The organism is Gemmobacter megaterium (assembly GCF_900156815.1).
GTDB lineage: Bacteria > Pseudomonadota > Alphaproteobacteria > Rhodobacterales > Rhodobacteraceae > Wagnerdoeblera > Wagnerdoeblera megaterium.
On the sequence record NZ_FTOT01000001.1, the window covers coordinates 161,804 to 184,803 of the forward strand.

Sequence of the window (23,000 nt, forward strand, 5' to 3'; positions counted from 1 at the left end):
GCGGTTCAGTCCTTGAAGCTGCGGCTGTCCTTCAACTGATCCCAAGCCCAGACCACCTCTTGCAGGCGGTCCTCGTCGGCGCGGTTGCCGCCGTTGAGGTCGGGGTGCAAATCCTTGACCAGGCTCTTGTATTGCTTGCGGATTTCCGTGCGCGTCCAGCTATCGCGGGCGTCAAGAATTTCCAAAGCCTTGCGCTCGGTCGGCGGCAGGCGGCGGGTCTGGACCGAGGCGGGCGCATTTCGCGTGCCCTTTTCGCCAAGGATCTCCAGCGGGTCGTCCACCCCCAGGCGCGACCAGGCCCGCCCCTCGTCCGGGCGTTTGCCAAAGGGTTGGGTGTCGCGGCCCCAGACGCGGTCCTTGTCGACAAATCGCTGGAATTCCTCTTCGGTCTGGCCCTGGAAGAAATTCCACTTGAGGTTGTATTCGCGGACGTGATCCTTACAGAACCAGACGAATTCGTCGAGGTTGTCCGGGGACTTGGGCGCGCGGTATTGGCCAAGCTCCTTGCAGCCGGGAAAGGCGCAAGGTTTGTCGGTGCCTTCGACGGCCCCCGACATGCCACGCCGGCCACGCGCCTTGCGTTTCTTGTCCGAAGACACGCGAATGTCGAAGTCGAACGGCGAACGGGTTGTCATGGCGGGCTCCGGGGCTTGCCTTTCCGATTCAGGGCGGTGATTTTAGCTTGATCGACGGGCACTTGTAGGGGGTTGACAGCCAAAAATGCAGATCGAGGACAAAATTCGCGCATCCTTGATGGACGCTTTCGCCCCGGAGCGGCTGGAAGTGGTGAATGAAAGCCATCGCCACGCCGGTCATGCGGGCGATGACGGCTCTGGCGAAAGCCATTTCCGGGTGGCGATCCGGGCCCCGGCCTTTGCGGGCCAGTCGCGCCTAGCGCGGCACCGTGCGGTTCATGCCGCCCTTGGCCCCGAGATCATGGGGCGCATTCATGCGCTGGCGCTGGAGATCGAGGGATAGGCTATTCCGCAGCCTGACCGCCGCCGCCCGGCCCGGCCGACCGCGCCGGGCCGACCGACGGGGCAAGCCCGGTGTCCGTTGTCGCCGAAACGCGCGGCGCCGGCCCGAACTGGGGCCGCGCCACAAGGGCCGCACGCCGGGCCGCCACATCCATCGGATCCAGCTCGATATCGTCGGCAGTGGCGGGATCGTCAAATCCGGGCATCGGCAGGGCGGCCAGCGGCGCCTTGGCGGTTGCGCCCGGCGCCAGTTCCTTGCGGAACACCAGCATGTGCTGAAAGGTCGTGGTCCGTCCGGTCAGGCCGACCCGCTCTTCGACCGGCAGGGTGTCGGTGCGCAGATACTCCCAGCCCTCGGCGGCCATCTCGTTCATGGCGCGGGTCAGGGCATGGGCAAAGCGCGCCTCGGTCGTCTTGGCGCCTTTGACCTTTTCACCCCTGCGCGGTGCAGGCACCACCTTGTATTCGAAACGTTGCATTCACGACCCCCTGCATCTGCCCGCAAGATTAAGAGATATGCCGACCAAGGCCAAGCGGGCGGGGGGAATTCTGCCGAAGGTGTGACCGGACCGGCCCCCGCACCAGTCGCTGTGTGCCGCATGGCCGGAGCTGGCACATATGGTATCTGTCCGGGGTGTTCAATGCGGTTGCAGGTGGCGGGCGCAAACGCCCTCTTTACGAATCGCCGCCGCCGCCCTAGCGATTTGTTCCATGAATGTTCTTGTCTGGATCAGGCGCGATCTGCGGGTGGGCGACCATGCGGCCCTTGTGCGGGCCGCGGGGATGGGGCGCGTATTGCCGCTGTATGTCGCGGATCCTGCCGACTGGCAGGCGCCGGGCGCCTCGGCCCGGCAATGGGAGTTCGTGGCCGAGACGCTGGCCGGGTTGCGGGCCGATCTGGCCGCCCTGGGCGCCCCGCTGGTGGTCCGCATGGGGCGGGCCGACGAGGTGATCGCGCGCCTGACCCGGTCTTATCGCATTGACCGGGTGCTGGCGCTGCACCGCCCCGGATACCCCTTGCCGGAGGGGGTCGAGGAGGTGGCGCCCGATGCGCCGCTGGCGCCCCCCGGCCTGACGCCGGTCGCAGGGGTCGAGCCGGGGTTGATCCCCACGGCCCGCGCGCTTGGTCTGGGGGCCGATCCCTGTCCGCACCGCCAGCCTGGAGGGCGGGCGGCCGGGCTGGCCCTGGCCGAAAGCTTCGCGGCCGGTCGCGGTGCGGCCTATCCGGCGGCGCTGGCGTCACCCGTTGCGGGCGAGCGCGCAGGGTCGCGGTTGTCGCCGCATCTGGCGCATGGGACGCTGTCGGTGGCAGAGGTGCGGGCGCTGCTGCCCGGTCGGCTTCCGTCGCGCGCGGCACGGGCGTTTCTGGAGGCGCTGCGTCAGCGTCCCGGCGCAGGGCGGCTGTCCGACGAGGGCGAGGCAAGACATCTTGGCGCGTTTTCCGCCGCGCAGACGGGGTTGCCGCTTGTCGATGCCTGTCTGCGCCAGTTCAGGGCGACGGGATGGCTGAATGCGCGCGGGCGCTGGATGTTGGCCTCGGTTGCGGTGCATCTTCTCGGGCTGTCGCCGCAGGCCGTGGCGGGCGTATTGGCGCGGCTGGCGACAGACCATGATCCGGCAATCCTGGGGCCGCAGATGGCCGCGTTGTGCCAGCCCAATGCGCGGATCGCCAATCCGGTCAGGCTGGGGCAGGAGCATGATCCGCTTGGCGGCTTTACCCGCCGCTGGGTGCCGGAACTGGCGGATGTGCCCGATGCCTGCCTTCATGCGCCATGGCGGTGGGAGGCAGCCGGAAGGCTGCTGGGCCGTCGCTACCCCGAGCCGGTGATCGACCCGGCACAGGCCGCCCGCGATGCCCGCCTGCGGCTGGGGCCCGCGCGGCGGGCCTGGGCGGCTCCGGCGAACCGGCAGGATCTGGTGCTGGTCGAGGATGCCGTCCCGCGCCCGCGTGCCGCAACGGCGCAGCTGTGTCTGGATCTCTAGCGGGGCGGCACCAGCGGCAACGCATTTACGCACAGATGGCGCCCGTGCAGTCGCGGTGGCCATGTCCGGTCGTGCCGGGCCTCGTGTCTGGATGCCGGGCCAGGGCAGCCCCCTCGCAAGTCGCGCCGGACTTTTGCCAATGCACCATGTTTCGCCCCTGCAAGGGCAGAGGGGCGCCTGGCGCCCGGTCGCCCGCAACTGCGTGCCGGGATCCGGCATCAGATGGCTGCGATGTTCACAGGTGCACAACCGGAGGGGCCGATCTGCTAGGGTCTCTCCCCTTTTCCTTTCCGTTTCGCGGCGCTACCTTGACGGTGCAAGGGGCGCGAGGACGGAAATGGCAATGCAGAACCGCAGGCCGGTAATCGGCATCATCGGCAACGAAAGCATCCTGAACGATACCTATCATGTGCAGGCGGCTGGCATGATGAACTGCCATGCCGTGGCCGAGGTGGCGGGATGTCTGCCGCTGATCGTGCCAGCCGATCCGCGGGTCGCCTCGGTGGCCGAACTGCTCGAGTCCTGCGACGGGTTTCTGCTGACGGGGGGGCGCCCGAATGTGCACCCCAGCGAATACGGCGAGGATGAAACCCCCGCGCATGGCGCCTTTGACCGCAACCGCGATGCGATCACGCTGCCGCTGGTGCGGGCCTGCGTCGAACGGGGCCAGCCGTTCTTTGGCATCTGCCGTGGCTTTCAGGAGGTGAACGTCGCCCTTGGCGGGACGCTGTATCCGGAAATCCGCGATCTGCCTGGCCGTATGAACCACCGGATGCCGCCCGATGGCACCATCGAAGAGAAATTCGCCCTGCGCCATACCGTGAAATTTGTCTCTGGCGGGGTGTTTGCCCGGCTTCTGGGGGCTGACGAGGTGATGACAAACACGCTGCACGGTCAGGGGATCGCCCGTCCCGGCAGCCGCGTGGTGATCGAGGGAACCGCCCCCGACGGCACGCCCGAGGCGATCTATGTCAAGGATGCGCCGGGCTTTACCCTGTCGGTGCAATGGCACCCGGAATACAATGCAGGCGCGGATCCGGTGTCGCGCCCGCTGTTCCAGGCCTTTGGCGAGGCGGCCCGCGCCTGGGCCTGTTCGGGCGCTGCCCGCGCCGCCTGATCCGGTTGCGCCAGCCCGCCAAACCCATGGACCGCCGTGCGGTGATGGTGCTAGGTCGGGGCGGGGGCAAACCGGGAGGGAACAGTGACCGCCGACGACAGATCCGCCGAAGATTCCGGGATCAGGCTTTGGCATGTGCCTCAGGCCCGGTCCTTCCGCATATTGTGGTTCCTGCACGAAACCGGACTGCCGCACCGGGTCGAGCGGCTCAGCTTTGCAGGCAAGGCCCTGCGCGATCCGGCGTTTCTGGCGATATCCCCGGCTGGCCGGGTGCCTGCGGTGCAGATCGACGGCGCAACGATGTTCGAGAGCGGGGCGATCCTGGAATATCTGTGTGAAACCCGTGCGCCCCATATGGGCCGCGCGCCTGGGCATCCCGAGCGCCGCGCCTGGCTGGAATGGCTGCACTACGCCGAAACCATCGGCCAGCATCTGGCGCAACTGACCCAGCAGCATATCGTATTGCGCGAGGACTGGATGCGCAGCCCGACCGTGATGCGGTTGGAGGCGATGCGGCTGGCGCGCGCGCTGGATGGTGTGGCGCGTGCGGTCGGCGGGCAGGACTGGACCCTTGCGTCGGGGTTTTCCGCGGCGGATGTGGCGCTGGGCTATGGGGTGCATCTGGCCCGTCGGTTCGTGCGGTTCGATGACAGTCCCGGCCTTGCCGCCTATCACGCCCGACTGACCGCGCGTCCCGGCTTTCAGGCCGCCCTTGCTGCCGATGGCGCCCCCGAGATTTATACCCGCGATTTCTATGAGGCCCCCGATGACCAGCCACGTTGAGATTTTCGAAGTCGGCCCGCGCGACGGGTTGCAGAATGAACAGCGCCCGATCCCGACAGCAGAGAAGATCGCGCTGGTCGATTGCCTTGGCCGTGCCGGGTTCCGCCGGATCGAGATTGCCAGTTTCGTCAGCCCCAAATGGGTGCCGCAGATGGCCGACAGTGCCGAGGTGCTGGCAGGCATCGCCCGCGTGCCGGGGGTGCGGTATGCCGCGCTGACGCCCAACCTGAAGGGGTACGAGGGCGCGCTGGCGGCGCGTGCCGACGAGGTGGCGATCTTTGGGTCGGCGTCGGAAGGGTTCTCCAAGGCCAATATCAACGCCTCCATCGCCGAAAGCCTGGAGCGGTTTCGCCCCGTGGCCGAACGCGCGCAGGCTGATGGGATGCCAGTGCGGGGCTATGTGTCCTGCGTGACCGATTGCCCCTATGACGGGCCGGTCGCTCCCGATGCGGTGGCGCGGGTGGTCGCGGCCTTGCGTGACATGGGCTGCTACGAGGTGTCATTGGGCGATACCATCGGGCAGGGCCGGCCCGAGACGATTGACGCCATGTTGCAGGCGGTGCTGCAAGAGATGCCGGCCGGGCGTCTGGCCGGGCATTATCACGATACGGCAGGCCGGGCGCTGGAGAATGTCAGCGTCTCGCTGGAGCGGGGCCTGCGGGTGTTCGATGCGGCGGTCGGCGGGCTGGGCGGTTGCCCCTATGCGCCGGGGGCCAAGGGGAATGTGGCGACAGAGGCGGTTGTCGCCCATGTCGAGGCGCTGGGATATGCGACCGGGCTGGATCGCGCCGTGATTGCCGAAGGCGCGGCCATGGCCCGCGCGATGCGCGGCGTCTAAGCCGGAAACGCCCCATCCGCAGGTCTGCGGGCGGGGCGCGGTTTGATGTCTGGCCCCACAGGGGCCGCGTGCGATGGCGTTTCACGGCGTGCCGCTGGTTTGGTGTCGGCCTTGCCCCCCGGTGTTTCAGAGCGCCGGGTTTCGCAGCGCCGGATCAGGGCAGAGTTGCCGCCCGCAGGGCTGTGCCGGGGCGGCGACCTTTTCAGCGACGGGCGCCTTGCTCGTACAGGGCGCCGGTGCGGGTTGCCTCCCATGGGGCCAGCCGGATGTCTTCCTGTTTCAGGAACCCCTTGGCGGGCAGGGTGCCTGCGCGGACCATCTCGATCACCGCGACGACCGAGGCAGAGGTGGTCCAGGCAATGGCCGTGCGCCGGGTGCCGTTGATTTCCAGCGGATAATAGGCGCGCACGAATTCCTTGCGTTTCAGTTGCCCGCCATCCCAGCCTTCGGCGGCGACGTGAACATAGACGACATCCTCGTCCACCGGCGGTTTGGCATGGGTCAGGATGCGGCCCGCTTCGGCGCGGTTCTCCCGCATCAGCAATTCGTGGAAGAAAAAGTTCATCAACTGCGCATGGCCCGGATAGCGCATGGTCTTGTAGTCGAGATTCTCGATCTTGCCGGCATAGGTCTCGCACATGGTGCCAAGGCCGCCCGAGGTGGTGAACGCCTCCAGCTTGACGCCGTTGACATAGATGGTTTCCATCCATTCCATCGCCGAAACCATCTTGCGCGTGCCCTCCTCGATCACTTCGCAATCGTTGAGGTATTCGTTCACCACGCCTTCGGGGGACCAGTTGAACGCATAGCCCAGCAGGCCGGTGGGGTTCTGGGGCAGCGCGCCCACGCGCAGGCGGATCGAGCGGACCTTTTCAAAGCGGTTCGCCAGATCTGCGCCCACGATGCCGACAAAGCCGGGCGCAAGCCCGCATTGCGGGGCCATCACGCCAGAGGAGGTTTCTGCCAGTTTGCGGATGTGGTTGGTCGTCGGCACATCTTCGGTCAGGTCGAAATAGTGCAGCCCCATCGCATGGGCCACGGTCGAGACGCCGATGTTCAGGTGATAGGGCAGGCAGGACAGCACCGCCTGTTGCCCGGCCAGCGCGCTGCGCAGGGCGGCATCGTTGGAAATGTCGACGGCCTTCACCTTGAACGGGGCGCCTTCCAGCCCGCGGGCATCAATGCCCGTCACCTCGAATCCGGCCCCGGCCAGCAGTTCGGCAGCCAGATGCCCGACCTTGCCCAGACCCAGAACCGCAACCTTTTCGAACGCCATGACATGTCCCTTTCATTCCGGCGCCCGCTGCGCCTGTCCACGGGACTTTGCCCGAGGAACCTGCCGGATCGGTGTGTCACTTCGCGCGTTATGTCAGGAATTTTCGTTGAAATGACGCAAGCGAGAGTCACATTGCAAAGGCGCTTGCGTCACCTTGTCCTGGAGCTTGGCTGTGTTCGCCAAGGGGGGCATGATGCGCCGGGCCTGCGTATCGGGGTCTAGCCTGTGACCAGTCCGCGTTGATCCTCGCGCCCCATCGAGACCAGAATCGGTTGCTCCGCTTGCCGCGCCATGAAGTCGTCCTTCGACGTCATGCCCCGCCATCCGGCCAGCACCAGGCTTTGCGCCACGGCGCCGCCCAAAGTGGTGCCGGGGCCGGTCACGATGAAGACATCCGGTGCGAATTCCCGTGCCGCCACGGCAATGGCATGGGTGAACTCATAGGCTGCCACCACCTGATGCCCCAGCGTATAATCGGCCAGTCTGCCCAGATCGGCAGAGCGGGGCCACCAGATTTCGCCCCTCCCATCAATCATGGGAAGTGCCGGTTGCTGCCAGGGCAGGCCCAGAAAGGCCGCGCGCCCTTCGGCCGCAACCGGCGCCTGCAAGCCTGTGTGAAAGGCAGCATGGTTGGGCAGCCGCAGCGGGAACTGCCCCGCTTTGGGCACCGCCGCCTCAAAGGCCGCCAGCCCCGCCTCGTTTCCAGCCAGCACCAGCATTCCGCCCAGGTCGATCGACAGCGCAAACGCATGTCCCGGCCGTGCACCGATGTCTGCCACCAGCGCCAGCAACTCGGCCTTGCGGGCTGGGTCGGGGCGCCAGTCGTCACCCATATGCGGATAGACCAGTTGCCCCCCGATCAGCGCCGCCTGCATCCGCGCGCCCATGCCGTTTGCCAGCCGGAATCCCTCGACGGGGGCCAGCGCACCGGCCACGGCCAGTGCCGAATACCAGCCCATCGAATTGCCCGTGACGGCGACCACCTCGACCCCGGCCAGATCCATGGTATCGGCCACCGTCATCGCATGAATCAGCGCCGAAGCATTGTCGCCCCGCGTATGCCGTGCCATGTCGAACCGGGCGGCGCCATCCAGATCTGCGAGGCTTTCCTGCCCGGCCTCTGCCCGCACCGACTCGTAGCTCGCCAGCAGATCGGCCTTGCCGGCATGATGCCGCAGCAGCGACCCCAGTTCGCCCTTGCCATAGGTGCCGCGCCCCGGACAGACCACAACCGCCTTCATCGCATTTCTCCTCGACCCGGTCGCGCACGACCCTGTTTATATTGGATGGCCCCGGCAAGACGTTGCGGACGGGCGCCTTGTCAGTCCGTCTGCGCCAGGCACCTGCGGCAGATGTATCGCACAGGGCCCGCCCGGCGCACGGGGCCCGCCCGCCAGGGCAGGACCCTGCGGGCGCGCTATGCCAGCGCGGCCTTGGCCGCCGCCACGATCTGTTCGCGCGAGGGCATGGTTGCCGCATAGGCGGGGCCGGTGGCGATGAAGCTGTCCTCTGCCGCCAGCCGCGCAACGCCTGTCACGCCTGCCAGCGTCAGGGCGCTGACCACCGCCTCGGACGGCCCGCCTCCGGTGCGGCGGCATTCGTCGACCACCAGCACCCGCGCACAGCCCTTGACCGCCTCCAGCATCGCCGCCTCGGGCAGGGGCGTCAGCCAGCGCAGGTCGATCACCCGCGCCGATACGCCTTCGGCCGCCAGATCCGCCTGTGCCTGACGCGACAGATAGACACCGTTGCCAAAGGTGACGATGGCCAGATCGGTGCCATCGCCATGCACCCCCACCGTGCCAAGCTCTGTCCGTTCGCCCAGGGCGGGATAGGTGCGCATCCAGCCGCCGTCCTTGTCCGCCAGCAGATCGCGCATCGGGTAAAGCGCGATCGGCTCTAGGAACACCACCAGCCGCTGTTCCTCGCGTGCCAGCCGGACGCATTCGCGCAGCATCCGCACCGCCTCTGCGCCATCGGAGGGCACGGCAAGGATCAGCCCCGGAATGTCGCGCAGAACGCCGACCGAGTTGTCGTTGTGGAAATGCCCGCCAAAGCCCTTTTGATAGCCAAGGCCCGCGATGCGCAGCACCATCGGGTTGGTATACTGGCCGTTGGAGAAGAAGGGCAGCGTCGCCGCCTCGCCGCGCAACTGGTCTTCGGCATTGTGCAGATAGGCCAGGAACTGGATCTCGGGCATCGGCAGAAACCCGTTGTGCGCCAGACCGATGCCCAAGCCCAGAATGGATTGCTCATCCAGCAGCGTGTCGATCATCCGGTCCGGGCCAAAGCGCGCCTGAAGTTTCTGCGTCACGCCATAGACGCCGCCCTTGCGGCCGACATCCTCGCCCATCATGACGATTTCGCCATGCTCCAGCATCAGATCGGTCAGCGCCCAGTTGATCAGCTTGGACATGATCTGTGGCTCTGCCATCTGGCGTAGCTCTGCGCCGAAGGCGGCGGCGCGCGCCTCCTCTGCCGGGCCATTGGTCGGGCGACAGGGCCTTGCAGGCGGTATCAACGCGGCCATCACGCCCTTGGCGTCGTTCAGGCGCGGGCGCGTCACCGCTTCGGCGGCGACTCTGGCCACCCGTTCGCGGGTGTCGAGATAGATTTGCAGCGCCTCTTGCGGTGCCATGGCGCCGGCCTCGGCCATCAGCCGGACGGAATGCAGCAGCGGATCGTTCGCCTCTTCGGCTTCGACCTCTTCGCGGGGCATGTAGGTGGTGGGCAGATCGGCCCCGGCATGGCCATACAGCCGCACGGTGCGCAGATGCAGAAAGGCGGGCTTGCGGCGCTTGCGCACCCAGTCGGCGGCTTCCTTCGCAACGGCGAAGGTTTCGTACATGTCCAGCCCGTCGGCCTTGAAGTATTTCACACCGGGCCGCGCGCGAAAGCCCGCCTCGATCCAGCCTTTCGGGGTCTTGGTCGAGATCCCGATCCCGTTGTCCTCGCAGACGAACAACAGCGGCAGCGGGATATGCTGATAGGCGGTCCAGCCTGCGGTGTTGAACGCGCCCTGAGCCGTCGAATGGTTGGCCGACGCATCGCCGAACGAACAGACGACGATGGCGTCATCGGCCATGCTCCGATGTTCCGGTGGCCGCCGCCGCGCCAGCCCCAGGGCATAGGCCGCGCCCACCGCCTTTGGCAGGTGGCTGGCAATCGTCGATGTCTGCGGCGGAATATTCAGCGCCTTGGAGCCCAGCACCTTGTGCCGCCCGCCCGAAATCGGATCCTCGGACGACGAGGCGAAGGACAGCAGCATATCCCAGATGGGGGTCTGTCCGGGCACCTGATCGGCGCGTGCAATCTGGAATGCGGCATCGCGGTAGTGCAGAAAGGCCATGTCCTCGACCCGCAGGGCGGCGGCAACGGCGGCCATCCCCTCGTGCCCCGAGGAGCCGATGGTGTAGAAACCTTGCCCCGCCTTCTGCATCGCGCGGGCTTGCAGGTCCAGCGCCCGGCTTGCCACCTGCGCGCGATAGACGGCGACCGCCGCTGCGGCAGTCAAGCCCGGTGCCGGGCTGCGCCCAGCGGGAAAATCCCCGACCGGCACGCGGCGCAGGAAATTGTCGTGAACGATTTGCGAGCGCGGCATTGGCGGCTCCCTCCCTTGTCCCGGCTTTTCCGGCACCGGGATCGTTGTCCCACAGGCGGGTGGCTCCCGCCTGTCTGTCTTGCCCGACATGCCCCCAGACCCTCGGGCAAATCCCGCGGGTCAGGGGTGCGGGGGCGGGCGCCCCCGCCCGTGGCTCAGTAGAACGCCTGCAATCCGGTGATGGCACGGCCCAGGATCAGCGCGTGCACGTCATGGGTGCCTTCGTAGGTGTTCACCGTTTCCAGGTTCACCATATGGCGGATCACCTGGAACTCCTCGGAGATCCCGTTGCCGCCGTGCATGTCGCGGGCCCAGCGGGCAATGTCCAGCGCCTTGCCGCAGTTGTTGCGCTTGACGATGGAAATCATCTCGGGCGCGGCATTCGCGGCATCCATCAGCCGACCGACCTGCAACGAGGCCTGAAGACCCAGCGAGATCTCGGTCATCATGTTGGCCAGTTTCAACTGGAAGATCTGGGTCTGGGCCAGCGGCTTGTTGAACTGCTTGCGGTCCAGGCCATACTGGCGCGCGGCGTGCAGGCAGAACTCGGCAGAGCCAAGAACACCCCAGGAAATGCCATAGCGGGCGCGGTTGAGGCAGCCGAACGGACCTTTCAGCCCCTCGACATGCGGCAGCAGCGCATCTTCGCCGACTTCGACATTGTCCATGACGATTTCGCCGGTGATGCTGGCGCGCAGGCTCAGCTTGCCGCCGATCTTGGGCGCCGACAGGCCCTTCATGCCCTTGTCCAGCACAAAGCCGCGGATCTTGCCGCCATGGGCCTCGGACTTGGCCCAGACCACGAACACATCGGCGATCGGGCTGTTCGAGATCCACATCTTGGATCCGTTCAGCACATAGCCATTGGCGGTTTTCTTCGCCACGGTCTTCATGCCCGCGGGATCCGATCCGGCGTCGGGCTCTGTCAGGCCAAAGCAGCCGATGAACTCGCCAGAGGCCAGTTTCGGCAGGTATTTCTTGCGCTGTTCTTCCGAGCCATAGGCATAGATCGGGTACATCACCAGCGAGGATTGCACCGACATCATCGAGCGATAGCCCGAATCCACTCGTTCCACCTCGCGGGCGACCAGACCATAGGCGACGTAGCTGGCGCCCAGACCGCCGTATTCCTCGGGAACCGTCACGCCCAAAAGGCCCATCTCGCCCATTTCACGGAAGATTTCCGGATCGGTGGATTCCTCGGCAAAGGCCTTGATGACGCGGGGTTGCAGCTTTTCCTGGGCATAGGTGCGGGCGGCATCGCGCATGGCGCGCTCGTCCTCGGTCAGCTGGGCGTCCAGACGGAAGGGATCTTCCCAGTCGAAGCGGGTCAGATCGGGGGCATCCTTGGCTTTGAGTTTCGGGCGCTCGGTCATGGCGTTCCTCGTGGTTTCAGGGGTTGCATGAGGTATAGGCTTGGCAAACCCGGCAATCCAACGTTATCTGGGCGTCAATCCATGCGCAAAACACATATCACATGAGCCGCCCGCGTCGTTTCCTGCCATCGGTCAGTCTGTTGACGGCGTTCGAGGCCGTCTTGCGCACCGGCTCGACCGCCGCGGCGGCACGGGAACTGGATCTGACCCAAGGGGCGGTCAGTCGCCTGGTGCAGAACCTGGAATCGCAACTGGGGCAACCGCTGTTCCTGCGGGAACGTCGCCGTCTGATCCCGACCGAGGCCGCGCGCGCCTATGGCCGCGACATTTCCCGCGCGCTGGATCTGGTGGCGCGGGCGTCGATGGAACTGGCCGCCAATCCGGGCGGCGGGGTGCTGAGCCTGGCGATCCTGCCCGCCTTTGGCACCCGCTGGCTGGCGCCGCGTCTGGCGGGATTCCTGTCGGCGCATCCGGGCATCACGATCAATCTGGCCACGCGGCTCAAGCGGTTCAACTTTGCGGCCGAGGGCTTTGATGCCGCAATTCATTTCGGCGTGGATGACTGGCGCGGGGCAGGGCATCTGCGGCTGTTTGACGAAACGCTTGTGGCCTGTGCCGCGCCCGCGTTCCTGCGCGCCAATCCGATCCGGCAGCCTGCCGATGTGCACGCCCTGCCGCTGCTTCAGATCGAGACGCGCCCCACGGCCTGGCCGGAATGGTTCCGCGCCCACGGGCTGGTGGCCCCCTTGCCGCGCGGCATGTTGTTCGACCAGTTCGCCCCGATGACGCAGGCGGCGATCCATGGTCTGGGGGTGGCGCTGCTGCCTGAATTCCTGGCGATGCCGGATCTGGACGAGGGGCGGCTGCAACGGCTCCCCGGCGCGCCGGTCAGCGGAACCGGAAGCTATTGGCTGGTCTGGCCAGAGGCGCGGGCCGATTATCCGCCGGTGGTCGCCTTGCGCGACTGGCTGGCCGCCGAAACCGCCGATCTTCGGGCGCGCGAAGGGGCAGGGGATGGTGCGGACGACGGGGATCGAACCCGTACTCCCTGAAGGAGGCAGATTTTCGTACCACTTCGGCTTTCGCCGCCGCCCCCGTTGCGGGGGGCGTTCGTGGTCTGGACTGTCCCTTCGCCATGGCCCCGAAAGGCTACAGGCGCCGCCCGTCCAGTCTCTACACCTTCCCCGGTGTCGGGGCTTGGCTCGGGATTGGCAGGGGGCCGCATGGCCCCGTCAGCTTTCCCCGACTTTGAGCGGTTCTGCACCGCAGGTTTCCCCGCGGGCACCCAATGATTTCAAGTCTGCTGCGTCTACCTGTTTCGCCACGTCCGCACAGGGCCGAATCCGGCCCTGCCGCCGATATAGACCAGCCGCGATGGAATGGGCAGTCCCTTAGCGCGTGGCGCGCAGCAGCAGGCCATCGCTGCCCAGCAGTTCCAGCGCCCCGCCCGGCGTCAACGCAAGGGTGGTCACTGCCCCCAGCGCGGCAAGCATCCGGTCCTCGACCTCCATGCGGGCGGAGTCGCAAGCCATGCGTGTGGTGGCCATGGCGGTAAAGGTCAGTTGCAACCCGTCCTGCGTCCAGCCGCCGGTAAAGCGGTTGCAGCCGGAATGTCCCGCGACCCTGCCCTCGGCAGAAAAGCTCAGCGTGGGCGTCGCGTCGGGGGGCAAGGTGATGCCGGGCAGATCGGCGACCTGCCAGTCACCCCCTGTCAGGGTCTGCGCCTGCGCCAGCATGGGCATGGGGGCCAGCATACCAAGAACGACCGTCAGGGCCTGGAAAATGCGCATGATATCCTCCGTTCAGCGGCCACTCGGGGCCGGATCCCTTATGGCATCCGCCGCCGTGCGCCGCCATCCTTGGCGGTGGTGTCCGGCGGGGGTTTGCCGGTGGCCAGTCTGGCACGGGATCGAACGCCGGCAAGGGCTTTGTCCTTGATCTGCCGCAGGGCGGGCGTCACCCTGCGCTATCGGCCCTGGCAGGAGAACGGGAATGCTGGCTTTGGTTCTGGTTGCGGTGGTCGCGGCCATCCACATCTATATCGTGATTCTGGAAATGGTGCTGTGGGAAAAGCCCGCAGGCCGGAAGGCGTTCAACACCACCGTTGAACAGGCCGCGCAAACCAGGGTGCTGGCTGCCAATCAAGGGCTTTACAACGGGTTTCTGGTGGCCGGCCTGCTTTGGGGCCTGATCCACGGCACGCCGAGGGCTGATATCACGGTGTTCTGCCTGATCTGCGTTGCCGTCGCCGGGATCTATGGCGCGGCGACGGTCAGCAGGCGCATCCTGATGGTGCAGACTTTGCCCGCCGTGCTGGCGCTGATCGCACTGTGGCTGGGCTGGTAGGCGCGGCCGATGTGAAAAGGCGCCCCGAAGGGCGCCTTTTCGCAAGTATCGCAGACGCTTATGCCTTGGCGAGGTCGCGCAGCACATAGTGCAGAACGCCGCCGTTCTCGACATATTCGATCTCGATCGCGGTATCGATGCGGCACTTGATCTGAATGGTCTTCACCGTGCCATCCGCATAGGTGATGGTGCAGGGCACCATGCTGAGCGGCTTCAGATCCCCTGCCAGACCGGCGATGGAGACGGTCTCGTCGCCCTTCAGGCCCAGCGTCTTGCGGTTTTCGCCGGGGCTGAATTCGAACGGGATGACGCCCATGCCAACCAGGTTCGAGCGGTGGATACGCTCGAAGCTTTCGGCGATCACGGCCTTGACGCCCAGCAGCGCCGTGCCCTTGGCCGCCCAGTCGCGCGACGAGCCTGCGCCATATTCGACACCGCCAAAGATCACCAGCGGGGTACCCTGTTCCTGATAGGCCATCGAGGCATCATAGATCGAGGTCTGTCCGCCGTCCGGCCCCTTGGTGTAGCCGCCTTCGACGCCGTCCAGCATCTCGTTCTTGATGCGGATGTTGGCAAAGGTGCCGCGCATCATGACTTCGTGGTTCCCCCGGCGCGAGCCGTAGGAGTTGAAATCCTTGTGCGCCACCTGGCGTTCGGTCAGGTATTTGCCCGCCGGGGTGGTCGGCTTGAACGAACCGGCCGGGCTGATGTGGTCGGTGGTGATCATGTCGCCCAGGATCGCCAGCACGCGGGCGTCCGAGATGTCGTTGATCACGCCCTTGCCCTTGGCCATGCCGCGGAAATAGGGCGGGTTCTGGATATAGGTCGAGCTGGGCGGCCAGTCGTAGGTTTCCGAGTCGGTCACTTCGACCGCCTGCCAGCGTTCGTCGCCCTTGAACACATCGGCGTATTTCGACTGGAACGCTTCGCGCGTCACGGTCTTGTGCACCAGATCGGCGATTTCCTGGTTGGTCGGCCAGATGTCTTTCAGGAACACATTCTTGCCATCCGGGGTCTGGCCGATCGGATCCTTGGTCAGGTTGATGTTCATGTCACCGGCAATCGCATAGGCGACAACCAGCGGCGGCGAGGCGAGGAAGTTTGCCCGCACGTCCGGGCTGATCCGGCCTTCGAAGTTGCGGTTGCCCGACAGGACGGCCGCCGCGACCAGATCGTTCTCGTTGATCGCCTTGGAAATGGCAGGATCGCCCAACGGGCCAGAGTTGCCGATGCAGGTGGTGCAGCCATAGCCGACGAGGTTGAAGCCGATGGCGTCCAGATCCTCTTGCAGACCGGCGGCCTCCAGATAGGCGCCCACGACCTGCGATCCCGGTGCCAGCGAGGTTTTCACCCAGGGCTTGCGGTTCAGACCCAGCGCGCGCGCCTTGCGGGCCACCAGACCGGCCCCGATCATCACATAGGGGTTCGAGGTGTTGGTGCACGAGGTTATTGCCGCGATCACGACCGACCCGTCGGTGACGCTGTAGTCCGTGCCTTCGACCGGAACGACCTTGCGCACATCCTTGGGCGGGGCGACGATGGCGCCGCCTTCGGCCCCCATCTCCTGCGCGTCAGGCGACAGGTCGATGCCGCGGTAATCGGCCACCACCTTGTAGAAGGTGCGGGCGCTGTCGGTCAGCGGCAGATAGTCCTGCGGGCGTTTCGGTCCCGAAATGGCCGGCACGATCTCTGCCATGTCCAGATGCAGGGTCGCGGTGTAGACCGGGTCATAGTCCGGGCCGCGCCAGAAGCCGTTTTCCTTGGCATAGGCTTCGACCAGCGCGATGCGGTCCTCGTCGCGCCCCGTGTTGCGCAGGTAGCGCAGCGTTTCGTCATCGATCGGGAAGAAGCCGCAGGTGGCGCCGTATTCCGGGGCCATGTTGGCAATCGTCGCGCGGTCGGCCAGCGGCAGGTGGTCCAGCCCTTCGCCGTAGAATTCGACGAATTTGTTCACCACGCCATGCTTGCGCAGCATCTGCACGACCTTGAGCACGAGGTCGGTGGCGGTGGTGCCTTCGACCATCTTGCCGGTCAGCTTGAAGCCGACGACCTCGGGGATCAGCATCGAGACCGGCTGGCCCAGCATCGCGGCCTCGGCCTCGATCCCGCCGACGCCCCAGCCCAGAACGGCCAGGCCGTTGACCATGGTGGTGTGGCTGTCGGTGCCGACCAGCGTGTCGGGGTAGGCAACCAGATTGCCGTCCTGGTCGGTATCGGTCCAGACGGTCTGGGCCAGATATTCCAGGTTCACCTGGTGGCAGATGCCGGTGCCGGGCGGCACCACGCGGAAGTTGTTGAACGCGCCCTGGCCCCATTTCAGGAACTGGTAGCGTTCCATGTTGCGTTCATATTCCAGATCGACGTTCATCTGGAAGGCGCGCGGATTGCCGAATTCGTCGATCATCACCGAGTGGTCGATGACCAGATCGACCGGGTTCAGCGGGTTGATCTTTTGCGGGTTGCCCCCCAGGCCGATGATGCCGTCGCGCATGGCGGCCAGATCCACCACGGCGGGAACGCCGGTGAAGTCCTGCATCAGCACGCGGGCGGGGCGATAGGCGATCTCGATCGGGTTCTTGCCCCCCATCTTGCCCCAGTCCGAAAATGCCTTGATGTCGCCGACCGAGACGGTCTTGCCGTCTTCGAACCGCAGCATGTTTTCCAGCACCACTTTCAGCGCGGCGGGGAGTTTCGAGAACTCTCCCAGACCGGCGGCCTCGGCTGCGGGGATGGAGTAATAGGCATAGGATTTTCCGCCGACCACAAGGGTCTTGCGGGTCTTCTGGCTGTCATGTCCGACGGTCACGGTCATCTGCGGCCTCCTGGCTGATCGGTCGTGCTGGGATCCTGTCCCCGGCGGCGGGGAGGGAGTCGAGAGCCTTGTATGCAATTGTATGCCGAAAATCCAGCCCGATCTTGCCGTGACCCTCGGACAGGCGATGCGACCGGGCTGGACCCCCCATCTGGCCGCCGCAGCCACACCTGCCGTGCGCCTGCCGCGCGCGGGGGATCCCTGCGGTTGGTCCCTATGGTACCGGCAGGGACGACCGGGCGCAACGGCTCCGCCCCGGACGGGCAAGCCACGATTTTCCTGCGGTCGTTCGCGGGGGCGGCGCCGTTCGTGGCATGGGGCGCTGCCTTGCGCCCGCCTGTGCCATCGGCGATAGTCCGGTCTGGCCGGAGATGGCAGCGCGCCGGATCCCTCGGGATCCTGGTGGTCATCGCGGCCCATGATCGTGCAGCCCCCGGCCCTGATGGCACCGTCAGGGGGGTGCACACAGCAGCAGGCGGTTGGCATGGGACGGATAGCGATCATTGCAGGGGCCGGGGCGTTGCCGGGTGCGGTGGCGGTAGCGCTGGGACGCGCAGAGGTCTTTGCCCCCGAAGGGGTTGCGGTTGACCTGCCTGCCGAACGGTTCCGGTTCGAACGGTTGGTGCCGTTCCTGCGCCACCTTGCCGAACGCGATGTGACCGGGGTGGTGCTGGCGGGGGCGATGACCCGCCCGTCGCTGGACCCCGCCCTGTTCGATCCGGCCACTGCACAACTGGTGCCGCGTCTGCTGGGGGCCATGCAGGCGGGCGACGATGCCACCCTGCGCGAGGTGATCGCGGTGATCGAGGAATCGGGGCTGGAGGTGCTGGGCATTGACCGCGTTGCTCCGGAGCTGATCCCCGGTCCGGGTATTCTGGGCGCGATACGCCCCCAGCCCGCGGACGAGCGCGACGTGGCGCGCGCGGCGGCGATTGTCGCGGCCCTGGGCGCCGTGGACGTGGGGCAGGGCTGTGTGGTCGCGGGGGGGCTGTGTCTGGCGGCCGAATCGTTGCCGGGCACCGATGCCATGCTGGACTGGGTCGCCGCGACGGCGGGCCGTCTGCGCCCTCAGGGCGCGCGCGGCGTGATCTACAAGGCCCCGAAGCCGGGGCAGGACCGCCGCGCCGATCTGCCCGCGCTTGGCCCGCAAACGGTGCGCAAGGCCGCCGCCGCAGGCTTGGCCGGGGTGGCCTGGCAGGCGGGCGGCGTGCTGTTGCTGGACCGCGAGGAGTTGCTGGCCGAGGCGGAGCGGCTGGGCCTGTTCCTGTGGTCGCGCGAGCCATGAAGCTGTTCCTGATCGCGGGCGAGCCATCGGGCGACCGTCTGGGCGGCGCGCTGATGGCGGGGCTGCGGTCGCTGGAGCCGGTCGAATTTGCCGGCGTGGGCGGCCCGTTGATGGAGGCCGAAGGACTGTCCAGCCTGTTCCCGATGGAGGAACTGTCGGTCATGGGCATTGCCGAGGTGCTGCCCAAATACCTCCATCTCAAGCGCCGTATCGCCCAGACTGCACAGGCGGTGCTGGACAGTGGCGCCGCCGCGCTGATCACCATCGACAGCCCGGATTTCTGCCTGCGTGTGGCGCGGATCGTGCGGGCGGCACGGCCCGGATTTCGCACCATCCATTATGTCGCGCCGTCGGTCTGGGCCTGGCGGCCGGGGCGGGCGGCAAAGATGGCGCAGGTGGTGGATCACGTGCTGGCGCTGCTGCCGTTCGAACCGCCCCTTATGCAGGCGGCGGGCATGACCTGCGATTTCGTCGGTCATCCCGTGGTGGCCGAGCCGGTGGCGGATGCCGCCGAGGTGGCGCGCTTTGCCACCGCCCAGGGGCTGGACCGGCCCTGGCTGCTGGCGTTGCCCGGTTCGCGCCGGGGCGAAGTGGCGCGGCTGGCCCCGGTGATCGGGCAGGTGCTGCACGAGGTTGACCTGCCGGTCGTGCTGCCAACCGTCCGGGGGGTCGAAGGGCTGGTGCGCGACCTGACCGCAGGCTGGCCCCGCTCCCCGCGGATCGTGACCGATGCGGCGGACAAGCGCGCGGCCTTTGCCGGGGCGCGGGTGGCGCTGGCGGCCTCGGGCACCGTGTCGCTGGAACTGGCGGCCAATGGCGTGCCCATGGTCATCGCCTATGACATGAACTGGCTCAGCCGCGTGCTGATTTCCCGTCTGTTGCGGGTCGATACGGTGACGCTGGTCAATCTGGTGGCCGACAGCCGCACGGTGCCGGAATTCCTTGGCCCGCGCTGCCGCGCTGATCTGATCGCCCCCGCGCTGGCCGCGCTGATCCCCGACGGAGCGGCGCGCGCGGCCCAGGCGCAGGCCATGGCGCTGACCATGGACCGGCTGGGGCAGGGGCGCGCGCCGCCGGGCCTGCGCGCGGCCCGCTCGGTGCTGGCCCATCTGGGCGGAGCGCCGCTTGCCCCCCGGCGCCCCATCCGCTAAGCCCGCAGCACCTGACCCCATGCCCAAGCGAGGCCCCATGTCCAAGGAAAAGGCCCCCCGCCGCCCGCGCGCTGAAACCCCCAAGGGGTTCCGCGACTATTTCGGTGCGGAAGTGACCGAGCGCAAAGCGATGCTCGACGCCATTGCCAAGGTCTATCAGTTGCATGGGTTCGAGGCGCTGGAAACATCGGCCGTGGAAACGGTCGAGGCTTTGGGCAAGTTCCTACCCGACGTTGACCGCCCGAACGAAGGTGTCTTCGCCTGGCAGGAAGACGAAAAGGATTGGCTGGCCCTGCGCTATGACCTGACCGCGCCGCTGGCGCGCGTCGCGGCGCAGTATCGCAACGACCTGCCCACGCCCTACCGCCGCTATGCCATGGGCCCGGTCTGGCGCAACGAAAAGCCGGGGCCGGGGCGGTTCCGGCAGTTCTATCAATGCGATGCCGATACGGTCGGCGCGCCGTCCGTGGCGGCGGATGCCGAGATCTGCGCCATGCTGGCCAATGCGCTGGAAGCGGTGGGGATTGAGCGCGGGGACTATGTTGTTCGGGTCAGCAACAGGAAGATTCTTGACGGTTTGATGGAGAGCGTGGGTTTGCTCGACCTCAACGACCCAAGCTACAATGCCGCAGAACGTGGTATTGCGATGCGCGCAATTGATAAGTTTGATCGTCTGGGTGAGTCGGGCGTCGAGAAGTTACTCATGGATGGCCGCGAGGACGCATCCGGGGATTTCACTCAAGGGGCTGGTCTTAACTATTTGCAGGCTTTGTCTGTAACGACCTTTTTGATGCAACGGCTCCCGACAAATGCCGAAACGATCTCCGGCTTGAGAAGCTTGCTAGCACAATCTGTTCGTGGCCTCGAAGGCGTCCAGGAACTCGAAACCATCGCCGCCCTCCTCGATGCCCAAGGCTTCGGCCCCGACCGCATCGTCATCGACCCGTCCGTCGTCCGTGGCCTTGGCTACTACACCGGCCCGGTGTTCGAGGCGGAATTGACCTTCGAGATCCTCGACGATAAGGGCAACAAACGCCAGTTCGGCTCGGTCGCCGGGGGCGGGCGCTATGACGATCTGGTCAAGCGGTTCACCGGGCAGGCCGTTCCGGCCACCGGCGTGTCCATCGGGGTGGACCGGCTGCTTGCGGCCCTGCGCGCCAAGGGGCGGGCCGAGGCTCCGGCCCCCGGCCCGGTCGTTGTCACCGTGATGGACCGCGACCGTATGGCCGACTATTTCGCCATGGCCGCCGATCTGCGCAACGCAGGCATCCGCGCCGAGGTCTATCTGGGCAACCCCAAGCAATTCGGCAACCAGTTGAAATACGCCGACAAACGCGCAAGCCCCGTTGCCGTGATCCAGGGCACGGACGAGGCGTCGCGCGGTGTGGTCGTGCTCAAGGATCTGATCCTGGGCGCCAGGATCGCGCAGTCGGCCACGCTGGAGGAATGGAAGGACCGCCCCGCCCAGGTCGAAATCCCCCGGTCCGATCTGGTCGCCGCCGTGCGCCAGATGCTGGAAGGCTGAGCCATGCCCATCAGCCCCGCCGCCCGCGCCGAGGCTGCGCGCCTGTTCACCGCCTTTCAACAGGCCGGGGCGCAGCCGGTGGAAACCGACATCCTGCAACCGGCCGATACGCTGCTGGATCTGTATGGCGAGGATATCCGCAGCCGCGCCTATGTGACATGGGATCCGCTGCGCGGCGAAATGATGCTGCGCCCGGATTTCACCGTGCCCGTGGTGCAGATGCACATGGCCCATGGCGCCGATCCCGCGCGCTATTGCTATATGGGCGAGGTGTTTCGCCGTCAGGATCACGCAGGCCCCCGCGCCAGCGAGTATCTTCAGGTCGGCTATGAGGTGTTCGCCCGCGACACCCCCGAAACGGTCGAGGCCGAGGTCTTTGCCCTGTTCGACGATCTGCTGACCCCCCTGCGCCCGCGCGCCGCGATGGGCGACATCGGCCTTCTGGTCGCGGCGGTGGACGGGCTGTCGGCCACGCCCCGCCGCAAGGCCGCGCTGATGCGCCACATCTGGCGGCCGCGCCGCTTTCGCGCGCTGCTGGATCGGTATGCGGGCTGCGTGCCTGCCCCTCCTGCGCGGCTGAAACTGCTGGAACGGCTCGCCACTGGCCGCCCTGCCGATCTCATGGCCCAGGCGGGGCCGGCGCTTGGCCTGCGCGACCCATGGGAAATTGCCGAACGCGCCACTGCGCTGCTGGAAGATGCGGCCACGCCCAACATCCCGGCGCGCGAGGCGGATCTGATCGACGATCTGCTGCGCCTTTCGGCCCCCGCGCCCGCGGCGCTGGAACGCCTGATGGATCTTGGCGTCGACATGCCCGCCATCCGCCCCGCCGTCGACCGGCTGGCAACCCGGCTTGCCGCGCTGGAACAGGCTGGCGTCTGGCTCAGCCAGGTGACGTTCGAGCCCAATCACGGACGCACGACGCTGGAATATTACGACGGCTTTGTCTTTTCCTTTCATTCCGACCGTCCCGGCCTGCCCCCGGTGGCCAGCGGCGGGCGCTATGACGCGCTGACCCGCGTGCTGGGACAGGGCCGCGAGATTCCGGCCGTGGGCGGTATCATCCGGCCCGGCGTTGTCGCCAGCCTCAAAGGGGCCCCCGCATGAGCCTCAAGATCGGCGTGCCGTCCAAGGGGCGGCTGATGGACAAGACCTTCGACTGGTTCGGCGCGCGCGGCATCACCATGACCCGCTCGGGGGACGAGCGTGAATATTCCGGTCGTGTCGACGGGATTGACGATGTGCAGCTTGTCCTGTTGTCCGCAGGCGAGATCCCGCGCGAACTGGCAGCGGGGCGCATCCATCTTGGCGTCACCGGCACCGACCTGATCCGCGAAAAGCTGGCCGACTGGCCGCAACAGGTGGCCGAAGTGGCGCCGCTGGGCTTTGGCTTTGCCGATCTGATCATCGCCGTGCCGACCTGCTGGATTGATGTCGATACGCTGGACGATCTCGATGCTGTGGCGGCCCAGTTCCGCGCCCGCCATGGCCAGCGCCTGCGCATCGCCACCAAATACCACCGCCTCGTGCGCGACTTCCTGCGCGAGGCCGGGGTGGCCGAATACCGCTTGGTCGACAGCCAGGGCGCCACCGAAGGCACCGTGCGCAACCTGACCGCCGAGGCGATTGCCGACATCACCTCCTCTGGCGAAACGCTGCGCGCCAATCACCTCAAGATCCTCTCCGACGGGCTGATCCTGCGCAGCCAGGCAGAACTTTTCGCCGCCCGCGCTGCCGACTGGTCGAATGGCCACCGCGCCACGCTTGCCGCACTGACCTCTCGGCTGGGCATCGACGCGCCGGACCTGCCCTGATCGCTTTCATCTTGCCCCAAATACCCTCGGGGGGTGAATGCGGCCTTGGCCGCAGAGGGGGGTCCGAGGACCCCCCTTCCTCCCCATCAAGGTTGAGCGCGCGCGCCCGACCGGCT

At 66.8% G+C, this 23,000-nt stretch carries 20 protein-coding genes; 12 read left to right on the forward strand and 8 right to left on the reverse strand.

Features of this window, described 5'->3' with window-relative positions:
• Positions 1–5: 5 nt before the first annotated feature.
• Positions 6–635, reverse strand: a complete 630-nt coding sequence (locus tag BW970_RS00760) for a J domain-containing protein (RefSeq protein ID WP_076527752.1) — start codon at positions 633–635, stop codon at positions 6–8.
• Positions 636–720: 85 nt separating this feature from the next.
• On the opposite strand from BW970_RS00760, the gene BW970_RS00765 reads away from it, so the two are divergent.
• Positions 721–978 carry a BolA family protein gene (locus BW970_RS00765; protein WP_076527754.1) on the forward strand — a complete coding sequence of 86 codons (258 nt, stop codon included), beginning with the start codon at positions 721–723 and terminating at the stop codon, positions 976–978.
• A 1-nt stretch (position 979) separates the two neighbouring features.
• On the opposite strand, the gene BW970_RS00770 is transcribed toward BW970_RS00765, so the two are convergent.
• A complete protein-coding gene (locus BW970_RS00770) occupies positions 980–1,456 on the reverse strand; it encodes a DUF4177 domain-containing protein (protein WP_076527756.1) in 477 nt (158 codons plus the stop codon).
• 232 nt (positions 1,457–1,688) lie between these two features.
• On the opposite strand from BW970_RS00770, the gene BW970_RS00775 reads away from it, so the two are divergent.
• The 4 genes from BW970_RS00775 (at position 1,689) to BW970_RS00790 (ending at position 5,698) form a co-directional block, all read left to right on the forward strand.
• The gene (locus BW970_RS00775) at positions 1,689–2,960 is read left to right on the forward strand and encodes an FAD-binding domain-containing protein (RefSeq protein WP_076527758.1); all 1,272 of its coding nucleotides are present in this window, start codon (positions 1,689–1,691) and stop codon (positions 2,958–2,960) included.
• A 343-nt stretch (positions 2,961–3,303) separates the two neighbouring features.
• On the forward strand, positions 3,304–4,077 hold the full coding sequence (locus BW970_RS00780) for a gamma-glutamyl-gamma-aminobutyrate hydrolase family protein (protein WP_083701080.1): 774 nt from the start codon (positions 3,304–3,306) through the stop codon (positions 4,075–4,077).
• Positions 4,078–4,161: 84 nt separating this feature from the next.
• Positions 4,162–4,860 (forward strand): glutathione S-transferase family protein, encoded by a 699-nt coding sequence (locus tag BW970_RS00785; RefSeq protein ID WP_229740417.1) that lies wholly within the window; start codon positions 4,162–4,164, stop codon positions 4,858–4,860.
• A complete protein-coding gene (locus BW970_RS00790; protein WP_076527762.1) occupies positions 4,844–5,698 on the forward strand; it encodes a hydroxymethylglutaryl-CoA lyase in 855 nt (284 codons plus the stop codon). The genes BW970_RS00785 and BW970_RS00790 overlap by 17 nt, the downstream gene beginning before the upstream one ends.
• Before the next feature lie 202 nt (positions 5,699–5,900).
• Here BW970_RS00790 and BW970_RS00795 read toward each other — a convergent pair whose 3' ends face one another.
• From BW970_RS00795 to BW970_RS00810, 4 genes are all read right to left on the reverse strand, one after another.
• Positions 5,901–6,974, reverse strand: a complete 1,074-nt coding sequence (locus tag BW970_RS00795; RefSeq protein ID WP_076527764.1) for a saccharopine dehydrogenase C-terminal domain-containing protein — start codon at positions 6,972–6,974, stop codon at positions 5,901–5,903.
• Positions 6,975–7,192: 218 nt separating this feature from the next.
• Positions 7,193–8,215 carry an acyl carrier protein gene (locus BW970_RS00800; protein WP_076527766.1) on the reverse strand — a complete coding sequence of 341 codons (1,023 nt, stop codon included), beginning with the start codon at positions 8,213–8,215 and terminating at the stop codon, positions 7,193–7,195.
• 176 nt (positions 8,216–8,391) lie between these two features.
• Positions 8,392–10,575, reverse strand: coding sequence for a dehydrogenase E1 component subunit alpha/beta (locus BW970_RS00805; RefSeq protein WP_076527768.1), 2,184 nt, complete (start codon positions 10,573–10,575; stop codon positions 8,392–8,394).
• Positions 10,576–10,730: 155 nt separating this feature from the next.
• The gene (locus BW970_RS00810) at positions 10,731–11,951 is read right to left on the reverse strand and encodes an acyl-CoA dehydrogenase (protein WP_076527770.1); all 1,221 of its coding nucleotides are present in this window, start codon (positions 11,949–11,951) and stop codon (positions 10,731–10,733) included.
• Positions 11,952–12,052: 101 nt separating this feature from the next.
• Here BW970_RS00810 and BW970_RS00815 point away from each other — a divergent pair, with 101 nt between their 5' ends.
• Complete coding sequence (locus BW970_RS00815; protein ID WP_076527772.1) at positions 12,053–13,003, forward strand: LysR family transcriptional regulator; 951 nt, start codon at positions 12,053–12,055, stop codon at positions 13,001–13,003.
• Between the two features lie 339 nt (positions 13,004–13,342).
• Here the strand turns inward: BW970_RS00815 and BW970_RS00820 are convergent, their stop codons facing one another.
• Complete coding sequence (locus BW970_RS00820) at positions 13,343–13,741, reverse strand: META domain-containing protein (RefSeq protein ID WP_076527774.1); 399 nt, start codon at positions 13,739–13,741, stop codon at positions 13,343–13,345.
• 202 nt (positions 13,742–13,943) lie between these two features.
• Between BW970_RS00820 and BW970_RS00825 the strand changes: the two genes are divergently transcribed.
• Positions 13,944–14,297: a DUF1304 domain-containing protein gene (locus tag BW970_RS00825; RefSeq protein ID WP_076527775.1), complete on the forward strand. Its 354-nt coding sequence runs from the start codon at positions 13,944–13,946 to the stop codon at positions 14,295–14,297.
• Positions 14,298–14,355: 58 nt separating this feature from the next.
• On the opposite strand, the gene acnA is transcribed toward BW970_RS00825, so the two are convergent.
• Positions 14,356–17,109 (reverse strand): aconitate hydratase AcnA, encoded by a 2,754-nt coding sequence (gene acnA / locus BW970_RS00830; protein WP_076527777.1) that lies wholly within the window; start codon positions 17,107–17,109, stop codon positions 14,356–14,358.
• Positions 17,110–17,593: 484 nt separating this feature from the next.
• On the opposite strand from acnA, the gene BW970_RS00835 reads away from it, so the two are divergent.
• From BW970_RS00835 to hisG, 5 genes are read left to right on the forward strand one after another with little or no spacing between them, the layout of a single operon-like run.
• Positions 17,594–18,394, forward strand: coding sequence for an LpxI family protein (locus BW970_RS00835; RefSeq protein ID WP_076529096.1), 801 nt, complete (start codon positions 17,594–17,596; stop codon positions 18,392–18,394).
• Positions 18,391–19,545: a lipid-A-disaccharide synthase gene (lpxB, locus tag BW970_RS00840; RefSeq protein ID WP_076527778.1), complete on the forward strand. Its 1,155-nt coding sequence runs from the start codon at positions 18,391–18,393 to the stop codon at positions 19,543–19,545. Before BW970_RS00835 ends, lpxB begins: the two co-directional genes overlap by 4 nt.
• Positions 19,546–19,582: 37 nt before the next feature.
• Positions 19,583–21,070: a histidine--tRNA ligase gene (hisS, locus tag BW970_RS00845; RefSeq protein ID WP_076527780.1), complete on the forward strand. Its 1,488-nt coding sequence runs from the start codon at positions 19,583–19,585 to the stop codon at positions 21,068–21,070.
• Positions 21,071–21,073: 3 nt separating this feature from the next.
• A complete protein-coding gene (locus BW970_RS00850) occupies positions 21,074–22,177 on the forward strand; it encodes an ATP phosphoribosyltransferase regulatory subunit (protein ID WP_076527782.1) in 1,104 nt (367 codons plus the stop codon).
• Complete coding sequence (gene hisG, locus BW970_RS00855) at positions 22,174–22,884, forward strand: ATP phosphoribosyltransferase (protein WP_076527784.1); 711 nt, start codon at positions 22,174–22,176, stop codon at positions 22,882–22,884. Before BW970_RS00850 ends, hisG begins: the two co-directional genes overlap by 4 nt.
• Positions 22,885–23,000 lie beyond the last annotated feature (116 nt).